At 38.4% G+C, this 13,743-nt stretch carries 11 protein-coding genes; 8 read left to right on the plus strand and 3 right to left on the minus strand.

The genetic code is table 11. The annotated features are described in order from the left end of the window. Both FFJ24_RS16040 and truA read right to left on the minus strand, forming a co-directional pair. Positions 1–1,773 (minus strand): ABC transporter ATP-binding protein, encoded by a 1,773-nt coding sequence (locus FFJ24_RS16040; RefSeq protein WP_138818167.1) that lies wholly within the window; start codon positions 1,771–1,773, stop codon positions 1–3. 130 nt (positions 1,774–1,903) lie between these two features. Next, positions 1,904–2,656 carry a tRNA pseudouridine(38-40) synthase TruA gene (gene truA / locus FFJ24_RS16045; protein WP_138818168.1) on the minus strand — a complete coding sequence of 251 codons (753 nt, stop codon included), beginning with the start codon at positions 2,654–2,656 and terminating at the stop codon, positions 1,904–1,906. Between the two features lie 179 nt (positions 2,657–2,835). Here truA and FFJ24_RS16050 point away from each other — a divergent pair, with 179 nt between their 5' ends. The 3 genes from FFJ24_RS16050 to FFJ24_RS16060 all read left to right on the plus strand — a co-directional run bounded on the left by FFJ24_RS16050 (position 2,836) and on the right by FFJ24_RS16060 (position 6,415). After that, positions 2,836–3,303 (plus strand): DUF4293 domain-containing protein, encoded by a 468-nt coding sequence (locus FFJ24_RS16050; protein ID WP_138818169.1) that lies wholly within the window; start codon positions 2,836–2,838, stop codon positions 3,301–3,303. Positions 3,304–3,340: 37 nt separating this feature from the next. Beyond that, positions 3,341–4,189, plus strand: a complete 849-nt coding sequence (locus FFJ24_RS16055; RefSeq protein WP_138818170.1) for an alpha/beta hydrolase-fold protein — start codon at positions 3,341–3,343, stop codon at positions 4,187–4,189. Between the two features lie 321 nt (positions 4,190–4,510). Further along, the gene (locus tag FFJ24_RS16060; RefSeq protein WP_138818171.1) at positions 4,511–6,415 is read left to right on the plus strand and encodes a DEAD/DEAH box helicase; all 1,905 of its coding nucleotides are present in this window, start codon (positions 4,511–4,513) and stop codon (positions 6,413–6,415) included. An 81-nt stretch (positions 6,416–6,496) separates the two neighbouring features. On the opposite strand, the gene FFJ24_RS16065 is transcribed toward FFJ24_RS16060, so the two are convergent. Next, the gene (locus FFJ24_RS16065) at positions 6,497–6,829 is read right to left on the minus strand and encodes a hypothetical protein (protein ID WP_138818172.1); all 333 of its coding nucleotides are present in this window, start codon (positions 6,827–6,829) and stop codon (positions 6,497–6,499) included. Positions 6,830–7,038: 209 nt separating this feature from the next. On the opposite strand from FFJ24_RS16065, the gene FFJ24_RS26510 reads away from it, so the two are divergent. From FFJ24_RS26510 to FFJ24_RS16090, 5 genes are all read left to right on the plus strand, one after another. Next, a complete protein-coding gene (locus FFJ24_RS26510; protein ID WP_138818173.1) occupies positions 7,039–8,187 on the plus strand; it encodes an alpha-L-fucosidase in 1,149 nt (382 codons plus the stop codon). Beyond that, entirely contained in the window at positions 8,178–8,879 is a 702-nt protein-coding gene (locus FFJ24_RS26515; RefSeq protein ID WP_138818174.1) for a hypothetical protein, read from the plus strand. The genes FFJ24_RS26510 and FFJ24_RS26515 overlap by 10 nt, the downstream gene beginning before the upstream one ends. 324 nt (positions 8,880–9,203) lie before the next feature. Next, a complete protein-coding gene (bshC, locus tag FFJ24_RS16080; protein WP_138818175.1) occupies positions 9,204–10,790 on the plus strand; it encodes a bacillithiol biosynthesis cysteine-adding enzyme BshC in 1,587 nt (528 codons plus the stop codon). Positions 10,791–10,867: 77 nt separating this feature from the next. Then, positions 10,868–11,953 carry an Ldh family oxidoreductase gene (locus FFJ24_RS16085; protein ID WP_138818176.1) on the plus strand — a complete coding sequence of 362 codons (1,086 nt, stop codon included), beginning with the start codon at positions 10,868–10,870 and terminating at the stop codon, positions 11,951–11,953. Between the two features lie 553 nt (positions 11,954–12,506). After that, positions 12,507–13,688: a M57 family metalloprotease gene (locus FFJ24_RS16090; RefSeq protein WP_138818177.1), complete on the plus strand. Its 1,182-nt coding sequence runs from the start codon at positions 12,507–12,509 to the stop codon at positions 13,686–13,688. Positions 13,689–13,743: the final 55 nt, after the last annotated feature.

Below are 13,743 nucleotides of genomic sequence, written 5' to 3' on the forward strand. Positions count from 1 at the left end.
TTAAGAACTTTTAGCAATCCCTTTTGAGGAGAATTGCAGATCGTAAAGCTTTTTATAATAGCCGTTTAACTTTAATAACTGTTGGTGTGTGCCTTTTTCTTTGATTTCTCCCTTATCCAGCACAATAATCTGATCGGCTTTCTGAATAGTTGACAGGCGGTGGGCGATTACGATCGAAGTACGCCCCTCCATTAAGTTATCAATAGCCTTCTGAATCAATAATTCCGTTTCGGTGTCAACTGAAGAAGTGGCTTCATCCAATACTAAAATAGCCGGATTGTGGACCAATGCACGGATAAAAGAGATCAGTTGGGCCTGCCCTGCCGAAAGCGTTGCTCCTCTTTCCATTACGTTATATTGGTAACCACCTGGCAAACGTTCTATAAAATCGTGCGCACCTACCTTTTTGGCTGCATTTACTACTTCATTGAGCGTAATTTCGGGATTATTGAGTGTGATGTTGTTCAAAATCGTATCCGAAAACAGGAAAACATCCTGGAGTACGGTTGCGATATTACTTCTCAGGTAATCCAGGTCAAAATCTTCAATACGGATGCCATCAACGATAATATCTCCTTTTTCGACTTCATAAAAGCGGTTCAGGATATTGATGGTAGAAGATTTACCCGCTCCGGTTGCCCCTACTAATGCTACGGTTTCGCCTGATTTTACTTCAAACGATAAATCTTTCAACACATAGTTTTCATCATTATAGGCAAACCAAACCTTCTCAAATTTGATGTTCCCATCCAGCTTTGCTGGTTTCTGTGTTCCTTCATTTGGCGTAGTTTCATCAGTATCTAAAACTTTAAAAACACGTTCGGCACCAACCATTCCCATCTGCAAAGTATTGAATTTATCGGCCAGCTGACGGATCGGCGTAAACACCATGCCCAGGTACATGATAAACTGTGTAATGGTTCCGGGCGTTACATCCAGAGGTTTAGAAAGAATACTTTTTGCACCATACCAAACCAATAAACCCAATGACATAGCGGAGATTAATTCCACCACAGGAAAAAAGATAGAATAATACCAGTTAGAACGGATATTGGCATTACGATAGCGCTTGTTAATGGCATAAAATTTCCTGTATTCCTGTTTCTCCCTCGCAAAATACTGCACAATAGATACGCCTGTAATGTGTTCCTGTAAAAAGGTATTCAGGTTGGATACTTCATTCCTGATTTCCTGAAAGGCCACTTTAATGGCTTTCTGAAATTTCCGGGTAGCCATGATTAACAGGGGAATAGGTAAAAGTACCATTAAACTCAATTGCCAATCGGTGTATAACATTACACACACAATTACCACCACCTGCAAACTATCTCCGATCATGGAGATTAAACCTTCCGAAAAGATATCCGCAATGGTTTCTAAATCTGAAACTGTCCTGGTGATTAACTGGCCAATGGGTGTTTTATCGAAAAATTTTAGGCGGAGTTTCGTAATATGGTTAAAAACATTGATCCGCAGATCGCGGATAACCGATTGACCTAATGTATTGGTTAAAAGCGTATGATTATATTGGATCAAAGTCTGTAAAATCAACATAAAGATCATGAGCATTGTCATATTCACCAGGCCAGAATAATTGCCTGTTAAAATATAATGATCAAGCGTATACTTAATTAAAAACGGACGTACCGGAGAAATAGCCGCGAGCATAATGGTTAAAATAACCGACCACACAAACACGGTACGGTAAGGCTTTACGTATTGAAAAATACGTTTCAGTAATCCGGTGTTGTATACGTCGCCTGTAACTGCCATTTTTAGGGGTTAGGGTGTAAGGTTTAGGGTATAAGACCTTACACCGTCTTAAAATTTAAATTATACTATCTTTTTTGTTGTAATTTCACTTTTTCTATGGTGGTCGCTGTACCTTCCACCTTAATCCCTTCTACCTTATATAAGGATATTCTATCTTCACTAAGTACAAGCCACAAGCAGGTACCGATTGACCAGCATTGCTGCGGTTTTTACTTTCTATAATTGCTTTAAAATCCGTTAAATTTATTTCTTTTTTACCGATCTGTACCAAAGTACCCATAATGGCTCTCACCATGTTGCGTAAAAAACGGTCGGCCTGAATGGTAAAAACCAGTCCATCTTCCGTTTGTTCGAAAACGGCTTTGGTTATTTTACAGTTATTGGTAAAAGTTTGTGTGTTCGACTTACTAAAACACGAAAAATCGGTATAATTTAATAATAATGCCGCTGCATCGTTCATCACTTCTACATCCAATTTATCTTTAACCAACCATGATCTGTTAAGCTTGAAAGGATTTTTTTCGAAGTGAATGTAATATTTATAAGCACGGGCAGTTGCATCAAAGCGGGCATGGGCATCATCATGTACGGGTATAATCTGTTTTGCTGCAATTTGATAAGGTAACATGGCATTGATTCCTGTAATGGCATTCAAGACCTTAAGCTCTTCTACATTTTCAACATCAAAATGGGCATAAAAATCTGTGGCATGCACGCCAGCATCCGTTCTTCCACAGCCCAATGTTTCGATTGGTTGCCTAAAAAAAACAGACATCGCCTTATCTAACAATTCCTGAACGGTGATTGCATTAGGTTGAATTTGCCAGCCGTGGTACAAGCTGCCATCATAAGCCAATTGGATGAAATACCTTTTTTTACTCAAAGTGATGCAAAAGTACAGTTTAGCAGGCAAAGGGCAAAGCGCTAAGGTGGGAGTTTGGAGCAAACTTCCATCATAGACATCAATTAATGCGTCTTATGAATCCCTGTTCCTATTCGGAACTTTAATCTTTCTTTCTTTTCTCAAAAAAGGCTAGATTTGTTGCTATACATTTTACATTCATGATACAAAGAATACAATCGATCTGGTTTTTTTTAGCGGCTTTAACCTTAATTTTAATGTTGTTTTTACCTATCGCAACTAAAGTAGGCAATGAAACAGAAGTTGCAATATATACAACGGGACTACATCAAACATTAATCGGAAAATCTGGAAGTGGATTCACAGTGGCATTTCATCTACCCTTACTCATTACCAATATTGCTGTTGCACTTATTTGTTTTATCAATATTTTCAATTATAAAAAGAGAAGTTTCCAAAAACGCTTTGCCATCGTTTCGATCATATTAATCGGTGGTTTTGCTTTTTGGTGCAGTATTTATGCTCAAAAGTTACCCGGCGGTATTGAGGGTGCAAGTTTTGGCTTCGGTGCTTATTTGCCCGCATTGGCTATTTTATTTGTTGTGTTGGGTATTTTCGGTATCAATAAAGACGAAAGATTAATCCGTTCGGCTGAAAGGTTGCGATAATTCTTTAATTTCAGCAGAAAATTACCGCTCTACCCGGATGAAATTAAACAATGTCCCTTATATTTTTGCTGTATTTTTGCTTTGCGGAATCTTATCCTGCAGTAAGCGTATCAACACTTTCGGAAAAACCAAAATCGATAAAAGTGTTGATTCTATTTACCTTAAACAGAGAATAGCAGAGATCAAAGGCTTAAATACCGATGGTTTTACGAAAGCATCATTCAAAGGCACAGCCGATACCGCAATTGTATACCGATTATTAAAACCTAATCACGCTAAAAGCAAACTTCCATTAGTGATCGTGTTTCATGGATCGAATGCGGTTGGAACCGATAATACCAGTCAGTTAGGTATTTTGGCAAAACTATTTGCAACCGATGAAATACAGGCGAAATACCCTGCTTTTATTTTAGCACCCCAGTTTCCTTCACGTTCGTCGAATTATGTTTTAGATCGAAACAGAAATGCATTAACTTCAGTACCACAGCCTTGCCTAACAACGGCATTACAACTGATTGATAGTTTAAAAAGCACTTTAAACATTGATGAGAAAAGAATTTACCTCATTGGCTTTTCAATGGGGGCTTCTTCAGTGATCAATGCTTTAGCATTAAAACCAGATGTATTCGCCGCAGGAATCAGTATTTCGGGCATACCTCAATTTAACCAGGTAAATCGACTCGCAAACATTCCAATCTGGCTGATCCATGGCAATATAGACAGTGAAAACCCCTTCAACAGCGACAAGCAATTCTTTAAAGAGGTAAGCTATCAAAACAAAACCAGGTTTTGGGAATTCGACAATCTTGCCCACAACGATATATTTGCTCCAGAACTATTAACCTATGAGTTACCGAAGTGGTTATTTAAAAATACACGTAAATAATTGCATTAAGCCCGCCACCTAAACCCGGTTGGAGTGATAATCCTTTTAAAACTTGAAAGGTTTGAAAGATTGAAACGGAAAACGGGACTGATGCAACCTAAGCCCACTTCAACTGCTTTCCAGGTAAAAAACACACATCCTTATCACAATCACGTCCTCAATCTAAACCTGCTTCATTCCTCATTTTCCATCATCCATTTCACATCACCCCTTACTTCCTTATTTTCAAATATTTAGCCTTAAAAAACTATTTACTTGATTATCTGTGAAATACGGATTATTAACCTTACCTTTGCGGCTCAATTAAAAATAAAAAGACGAATGACAAACCCATTTCAATTATTGGGGATAAGTGATGACGTCGTTAATGCCGTAAAGGATCTTGGATTTGAAACTCCAACACCTATTCAGGAGCAAAGTATTCCTGTACTGTTAGAAGGCACTAATGATTTTGTTGGTTTGGCCCAAACAGGAACAGGAAAAACAGCCGCATTTGGTTTGCCGCTGTTAGAACTAATCGATTTTAAAGTTAACAAACCACAGGCATTGATTTTATGCCCTACCCGTGAGTTATGCTTGCAAATCGCTAACGACCTTAAAAACTTTTCTAAAAACATTGCTAATGCCCACGTTGTTGCCGTTTACGGTGGCGCGAACATTATGCAACAACTACGCGAAATCCGTCAGGGAATTCAGATCGTAGTGGCCACGCCCGGCCGTATGCTGGATATCATTGGCCGTAAGGCAATTGATTTTTCAAACGTTAAATATGTTGTGCTTGATGAAGCTGACGAGATGTTGAACATGGGTTTCCAGGACGACATTAACGACATTTTATCAACTACTCCTGATGACAAAAAAACCTGGTTATTCTCGGCTACCATGCCTGCAGAAGTTCGCCGTATAGCTAAAAACTATATGGATAACCCTGTAGAATTAACTATGGGCACAAAAAATACAGGTAACGTAAACATCGAACATGAATATTATATTGTTCGTGCACGTGATAAGTACGCTGCCTTAAAACGTATTGTAGATTTTAACCCTGAAATTTTTGCTGTAGTATTTTGTAAAACCAAATTGGATACACAAGATGTTGCCGAGCATTTAATTAAAGATGGTTACAATGCTGATGCTTTACACGGCGATTTATCGCAACAACAACGTGATAAAGTAATGCAACGTTTCCGTGAGCGCAACATGCAATTGTTAATTGCTACTGATGTTGCTGCCCGTGGTATCGATGTAAACAATGTAACACACGTAATCAACTATTCTTTACCTGACGAAATCGAAAGTTATACCCACCGTTCTGGTCGTACTGGCCGTGCAGGTAAAACCGGTATCTCTATCTGTATCATCAACTCTAAAGAATTAGGAAAAATCCGTCAGTTAGAGCGCATTATTGGTAAACAATTCACCAAAGCTGAGCTTCCTACAGGATTTGACGTTTGTGAAAAACAATTATTCTCTTTGGTACATAAAGTACATAACGTAGAAGTTAATGTAGAGCAAATTGATCAGTACATTCCTCGTATCATGGATGAATTCAAAGATTTATCTAAGGAAGATGTAATTAAACGTTTTGCTTCATTAGAATTTAACCGTTTCCTGGATTACTACTCTAAAGCTCCTGATTTAAATGCTGCTGTTGGTGATGATCGTGGTGAAAGAGGTGAGCGTGGTGAAAGACGCGGACGTGGTAGCGAAGGTTACACCCGTTTGTTCATCAACTTAGGTTCTGTAGATGAGTTTACCCGCGGCGATATGTTATCATTTATCTGTAACAACGGTAAAATTGGCGGTAAAAGCGTTGGTAAAATCGATTTAAAAGGTGTTTTCTCTTTCTTTGAAGTAGAAGACGCTGTAGCTGACAAAGTTTTCGAAGGCTTTAAATCCGTTGAATTCAATGGACGTCAGGTTCGTATTGAGAAAAGCGGAGACGGTGGTCGTGGTGAAGGTGCTGGCGAAAGACGCGGTGGCGGTGAAAGACGTAGCGGTGGTTTCGGCGGAGAACGCAGAAGCGGCGGTGGCGGTGGTTACCGTGGCGGAGGTGAGAGAAGATCTGGCGGTGGCAGCGGAAGACGCGAAGGCGGAAACAGCGGTGGCGGTTTCAGGGATTTCTCTGGTCGTAGCCGTGATGACAAAGGTGGTAACACCGGAGGCCCACGCAGAGAAGGCGGAAACCGTGAAGGTGGAAGCGGCGAGCGCAGAAAAAAATGGTAAATTAAAAAAACAATATTTTACAAACCGGTCTTGTTTATTCGAGGCCGGTTTTTTTATGCAATTTAAAATTTTCAACTACCGTCAGGCCCAAGAAAAACGATCATACTTAATATTCTCAGCATCCATGAATTCACCAAATAATGAATAAGCTTTATTTCCACTAAATTGAAGCTTCAAAGCTTGTAGTAAACCAGATCTGTCACCCTGCTCTAAATTGAATATTTGGTAAAATTTAGCTACTTCTTTCAATTCAATGGAATAGCAATACTCATAATCAGAATCTCCCCATATCTCTTTTACCGATTTTCCAATATCGTATCCATCAAAGTACAATTGGTCATTATCATTAAAATACAATTCCATCGATATTTTGATGTCAGGTTTTTCCAGATAAAATAAAGTTACTTTTTCCAAGGTGTGAGTCTGTTTTATTCTAGTAATGCAGGATATTGACATTTGACACGAAATCTAAGTATAATTTACAAATTTCACAGCATCAATGAGTACAACAGCGGTGTCAGATATTTCTATCTGACATACTTAAATGATACAAACGCGCATATTTTCCTAACCAAATCGCTTTCGAAATATTATATTTAACGTTTATATATACTAATAAGATCATGCGTTATTTAAAGTTTTTCATCATTTTATTTGCACTATTCATAAACAGCAGGCTTTCTGCCCAACAAAAGGTTTCTGATCAAAAAATGCAATGGTTTGCCGATGCCAAACTGGGCATTTTCATCCATTGGGGTATTTATTCGGTTAACGGTATTTCCGAATCTTGGTCATTTTTTAACAACTACATCAATCATGATGCTTACATGAAACAGCTTGATGGTTTTACCGCTGCAAAATACAAACCAGAAGAATGGGTAAACTTAATCAAAGAAAGCGGTGCTAAATATGCGGTAATTACCACCAAACACCATGATGGTGTGGCCCTTTGGGATAGTAAAATTCCGAATGCAACCACAACAGTAATAAGCAGCGCAGCAAAAAAAGATTTAATCACCCCATTTGTAACTGAACTTAAAAAAACAGGATTAAAAACAGGCTTGTATTTCTCATTACCTGATTGGAGTTATCCGGATTATGATGGTTTTACCCGCGACAGGAAACGTTACGATTATAAACAGAATCCCGCGCGCTTTAAAAAATTTCAAAACTATTTCCAAGGGCAGTTGAATGAACTTTCGACCAAATATAATCCTGACCTGGTATGGTTTGATGGCGATTGGGAGCATAGTGGAGAAGAATGGCAGGCCAAAAATATATTATCGGACTTACGCAGGGTAAATCAGAATATCATCATCAACTCCCGGTTAAATGGCCATGGAGATTATGATACACCCGAACAAGGTGTTCCGGTGGTAAAACCAAGCTCGCCTGAATGGGAACTTTGTTACACCATGAACGATTCGTGGGGCTATCAGCCTTATGACAATCACTATAAATCATCCAACATGATTATCCGTACATTGGTTGATTGTATCAGTATGGGCGGTAACTTATTGCTTGATATTGGACCAAAAGCGGATGGAACTATTGCGCCAGAGCAGGTTAAAATTTTAAAGGATTTAGGCTGCTGGACCAAAAAACACAGTGAGGCCATTTACGAAACGCAAGCAGGTATCTCTGAAAAACATTTCAATGGAAAAACTGCAGTTTCGAAAGATAGAAAAACCCTATTCCTTTACCTCGATTATAAAACAGATGAAGGCATTTTGCTATCGGGTATAAAATCAAAAGTAAAAAAATGCAGCTAGTTGGTGGTGGTGAGGTAAAATTTGCCAACATTAGTGCCTCAGACTATATATTTAATATTCCGTTAACTGATTTTGATCAAGACGTTACTGTAATAAAAGTGAGTTTTAACGAGCCTGTCAGCCTTATTGAAGCCAAAAATGAAGCTATTTCATTAAAAGATTTATTTACGGCAAATAAGAAATTGAATTCTGCATCTTACAAGCTGAAAAAGTTAGCTAAAACCTTAGATAAGGGCATCAATATTTTTAATGACACCAATTTAGCAGCCGATGGAATGAATTTCAACGCGAACATTAAACCTTTGGATCAAACAGTGAACAACTGGGTAATTAAAAATGCGGAAGCACTATACAAAACAACGGGTGGAATTCTGGCAGGTCACTATCAGGGCAATACCGCACTTTCTGCAGATAAACAAACGCTTTATTTATTTGTAGAAGGCACGCCAACCGGGCCAATTGCCATTAAAGGTTTAAAAAATAACATCAGCAGGATCAGGATTGTAGGTGAAGGCACCATGCTTCCGCACGAAATTTATAACAAACTGTATTGGAGCAAAATACCGGGTATTGTTTACATTCCAGTGCCTAAAGACAAATTAGATCCTGAATTAACTGTAATTGCTGTACTTTTAGATAGCCCGATTGATCTGTACCGTGAAAAAGTCGGCGCCATTGAAAGCAACCTCTAATTATGTTCCGTTTAAAAATCCTTCGGCTCCGATACTAAACACAGATTCCAACAGAAAAGTCTTCGTGTCTACTGGAGTGCAATGGAATGGAGAGATCTTTGAATCATTTACGATAAAAATTGAAATTTAAAATATTTCTCCACTCCGGTCGAAATGACGAACCCACAAAAAACCAGTCATCAAAATTTATATGTTTTTATAAAACTAAGTCAGGAGGATGAGCATATGTGATTTCCACGCTTCCGTGGCAAAAAATTATTTAACAATTGTAAAATAGTGGCGCGACTTTAAGATTATCCTTAAATTGCATTACTTTCGCAAATCATGCAGGCAAAATATATCTCTTATCAGGAAACCGGATCATTTTCAAAACTGGTTTTAGATTATATTAACGATGAAGAACAGCTTAAAGCTTTTTACAGTTACCGCCCCGACATGGCCGGTTTAGCCAGCGCAATTAAGCATAGAAATTTCCCCGGAGACCGGACTACCTTAGTGCAGGTTTTGCAAGATCAATACCGGCATTTACAGCCTAATAAATCGGTTACGAAAAATATCGAACTTTTAGCCCTCGACAATACTTTCACTGTAACTACCGGTCACCAGTTAAACTTGTTTACCGGACCACTTTATTTCATCTATAAAATTGTAACCACTATTAATTTAGCCATTGAGCTAAAAATGGCACATCCTGAAAAGAATTTTGTTCCGGTTTATTGGATGGCTACTGAGGATCATGATTTCGATGAAATTAACCATGTAAGTGTTGATGAGAAAAACATCAGCTGGATACAGCAAACCAACGGTGCCACCGGAAGATTAAGCACCAAAACCGTTGCTGCTGCAGTAACGGCCTACAAAGGCTACCTGGGTATTTCTAAAAACGGAAAACGGATTGCCAAATTGGTCGAACAGGCCTATTTGCAACACGATAATTTGGCCGATGCCACCAGGTTTTTGGTCAACAACTTATTCGAGAAATATGGACTGGTGATCGTGAATGCAGATGATGAATTATTAAAAAAACAATTTGCTAATATCATTACTGAAGATATTATTCAGCATAACAGTGCTAAAAACATAGAAAACAGCTCAAAAAACCTGGAGGATTTAGGCTATAAAACCCAGGTAAACGGGCGCGACATTAATTTCTTTTATTTAATTGATAATTTGCGTGAGCGTTTGATCTTTGAAAAAGGAAAATATATCGTAAACCACACAGATATCAGTTTTACAGAAGAAACACTAAAAGCTGAAATCGAATCGCATCCTGAACGTTTTAGTCCGAATGTAGTGATGCGCCCCATGTACCAGGAGGTTATTTTACCTAATATCGCTTATATAGGTGGTGGCGCCGAGGTAGCTTACTGGATGCAACTGAAAGCAAATTTCGATTTCTACAAGGTCGATTTTCCGGTTTTACTATTGCGTAATTCAGCTTTATTGATAGATCAACGCAGTGCTCAGAATTTATACCATTTAGGCTTTTCTTTAGAAGACATTTTCCTGCCGGTTGAAGAATTAAAAAACATTTGGGTCAAACGGAATACAACCGCAGAATTGAGTTTAGCTGATGAAACAAGAGCCATCAACAGTATTTTCGATCAGATTAAGCTCAATGCCTATAAAATTGATAAAACACTTTCTGTTTCTGCCGATACGGCGAAGCAAAGAACCAACCATTTGTTAGCTAACCTGGAAAAGAAACTATTCAGGGCAGAGAAAAGAAAGCATGAAACGGCATTGCTACAGATTGATAATGTAAAGAAAAGACTTTTCCCCAATGGAACATTGCAAGAAAGAATCTTGAATATTGCGCCCATGTATGTAAATTATGGAGAAGATTTTCTTTCATCCTGCATAGAAAACTTCGAACCACTGGGTGGCGATTTTACTGTTTTATTGCCGTAATATTAGTCCGAAGTCCGGAGTCGGAAGCCGATACCTCAAAGCGCCAATCTCGATACTTACTACTTGATACTAACAAAATGAACTTCATCACCTTTACTGAAACCAACCTTAGAACCTTCACCTACAACGTTTTTAAAAAAATGGGCTGTTCTGATGAGCATGCCGGTTTAGCAACCGATGTATTAATCCGATCAGATTTACGGGGGATCGACTCGCATGGCGTTGCCCGTTTAAGTGGCTATGTACGTCTTTGGGAAAAGAAAAGAATCAATGCTAAGCCCGACATCAAAATCGTACATGAAACACCTACTACTGCCACTGTAGATGGCGATGCAGGTTTAGGTTTAGTAGTTGCACCTTTCGCAATGAAGATTGCAATCGAAAAAGCAGAAAAATATGGTAGCGGATGGGTTTCAGTTAAAAATTCCAATCATTTTGGAATTGCCGGTTATCATGCTTTGATGGCGGTTGAAAAGGATATGATCGGCATCAGTATGACCAATGCGAGTCCGCTGGTTGCACCAACCTATGCAAATGAAAGATTATTAGGCACTAACCCAATGTGTTACGCCTTTCCAGCGGGAAAATACCCACCCGTAATTGTGGATATGGCCACCGCAGCTGCTGCTAATGGAAAGTTAGAAATTGCGCAAAGGGCAAATAAAAGTATTCCCGATGGCTGGGTTCAGGATAAAAATGGCGAAAACTCTGCCGATCCTAATGAACTAAAAAACGGTGGCTCGCTTCTTCCTTTAGGGAGTGATAAAGACCATGGCAGCCATAAGGGTTATGGTTTGAGCGCAACGGTTGATATTTTATCGGCAGTATTATCTGGCGCCAATTACGGACCATGGGTACCTCCATTTGTAGCTTTCTTAGAGCCATCGTCCAATCCGGTTGGCGAAGGACTTGGCCACTTTTTAGGCGCTATGCGTGTAGACGGCTTCAGACCCGCTGCAGACTTCAAAAATCATTTAGATAATTGGGTAGAACGCTTTAAAAGCGCAAAAACAATAGATCCTGATAAAAAGGTAATCATTCCCGGCGAACCTGAACACGAATTTGAGCAGGAAAGGAAAATCAGTGGTATTCCATTAATCGATGTTGTGGTAAAAGACCTGAATGAACTTGCTGTGAAACTGGGAATAGCAGAACTGAAGTAATTCGTTTTTATTTAACCGCAAAGGGTGCTGAGAAGCAAAGCGCGAAGATCGCAAAGTTGGGTGAGAAATTCTAAATATCCTTCAAGTCCGCTACCATTAGAAAGAATCTATCAGTCCGGCCGTCATTCTCGCGCAGGCGGGAATCTTAAAGCGTTTGCATTACGATTATTCATAAGTTTCCCTTGTTTCAAGATCCTGAAATAATTCAGGAGGACGAATACGATAATCTGTTCTTAGCGCTCCCAAAGGCTCTACGGATTAAGCAATAGAAAAAAATCTTAGCCTCGGCTTCGTGATTATTGATTTTCGAAAACTCAATCTTATTGGTCATCAGTAGAGACCTAAGCTTAACTTTACAGACAGCAGATACATGATCAAATCATTTAATTAATTTCTGATAAGATTGTCCTATCCTATATTAAACACATATATCATCTATTAAATAATACTTATTCTACCTATATAATTTTATATTTAATATCATATATTAGTACATTCATGTATATTAGATTTCAAATAATCTAATTATAAATCTACAAGCTAAATTCAAACTATGATCAAAAAAAATCTTTATTCGCTCTTTGCAGTTTTATTTATTTTCATGATTTATTCATGTGCTAAAAAACAAAATACAGAAACCCAACAACACAGTGAAATACCTGAATCTGTATTAGCTACTATTAAAGAAATGGGATTTAATACCAATGGCATAACAATTATGAAAGATGGATATATTGTGGAAGGAGATATTTTTCTGCCAAAATCTTCTCTAGGTAAGGCCACAAACTCTTCAAACTTAATCATTGCTAAATCAGAACAGTACCAAACCAATAATCTTGTTCAAAACTTACCCCGTACAATAACAATTTCTGTTTCAAATTTACCTGCTGTTTATTCAACAGCAGCAAGTAATGCTGTTGGAAGGTACAACTCGTTAAACCTGAAAATCAATTTTCAATTGGTTAGCAGCAACGGGAATATTGATATCACTGGCTTTAATCAAGGTCCAACTCCTAATGGCACCCTATTAGGCTATGGTGGTTTTCCTTTTTCAGGAAATCCTTTTAATCAAATTGGATTAAATACAAATCCTGCTGCATTCGGTACAAATCCAGATGTAGGCTATATCACCTCTGTAATTCAGCATGAAATAGGTCACTGTATAGGTCTAAGACATACTGACTATTACGACCGGGGTTATAGCTGTCCAGTAAGCTGGGATGAAGGTAATAGCTATAATAGTGCTGATATTCAAAACTTTCCGGGGGCAATTCAAATACCTGGAACTCCTGCTTCTGCCGAGCCCAATTCACTTATGCTTGCCTGCAATAGCGGTGTAGATCGTTCTTTTAATACAAATGATATCGTTGCCTTAAACTATTTATATGGTTATCCTACATATACTTACTCCTTCAGGGTTACGACCATGAGTAATACACCAACTTATTATGGATTAATATTAAATGGAACTCATATTGCAGCAACAATTTCTACTCCACCAGTAAATACTACTTCAACCTATGTTTATAACATTAACAGTTATAATCCAAGTTCGACGCTGGTGGTAAAAATAAGTTCAGGATATATACCGGTGTCTGCCACAGCAAGTGCTAACGGCTCTACAGTTAATGGTGTTATTAATGCCAGCGATAAAACAATTACTTTTTCTAATCTTAACATGTCTGTACAAAATGGTTTTGTATCCATTGCATTAAAGAACTATGGACTAGATTAACCTTTGAAAAGCCGCAGATTTAACCAGGATCTGCGGCAAAATTACTTGATATGGT

This window comes from Pedobacter sp. KBS0701, from assembly GCF_005938645.2.
GTDB lineage: Bacteria > Bacteroidota > Bacteroidia > Sphingobacteriales > Sphingobacteriaceae > Pedobacter.

Coding starts and splice junctions, on each gene's coding strand:
- FFJ24_RS16040 (WP_138818167.1), bottom strand. CDS start 1,773: ATGGCAGTTACAGGCGACGTATACAACACCGGATTACTGAAACGTATT.
- FFJ24_RS16050 (WP_138818169.1), top strand. CDS start 2,836: ATGATACAAAGAATACAATCGATCTGGTTTTTTTTAGCGGCTTTAACC.
- FFJ24_RS16055 (WP_138818170.1), top strand. CDS start 3,341: ATGAAATTAAACAATGTCCCTTATATTTTTGCTGTATTTTTGCTTTGC.
- FFJ24_RS16060 (WP_138818171.1), top strand. CDS start 4,511: ATGACAAACCCATTTCAATTATTGGGGATAAGTGATGACGTCGTTAAT.
- FFJ24_RS26510 (WP_138818173.1), top strand. CDS start 7,039: ATGCGTTATTTAAAGTTTTTCATCATTTTATTTGCACTATTCATAAAC.
- FFJ24_RS26515 (WP_138818174.1), top strand. CDS start 8,178: ATGCAGCTAGTTGGTGGTGGTGAGGTAAAATTTGCCAACATTAGTGCC.
- bshC (WP_138818175.1), top strand. CDS start 9,204: ATGCAGGCAAAATATATCTCTTATCAGGAAACCGGATCATTTTCAAAA.
- FFJ24_RS16085 (WP_138818176.1), top strand. CDS start 10,868: ATGAACTTCATCACCTTTACTGAAACCAACCTTAGAACCTTCACCTAC.
- FFJ24_RS16090 (WP_138818177.1), top strand. CDS start 12,507: ATGATCAAAAAAAATCTTTATTCGCTCTTTGCAGTTTTATTTATTTTC.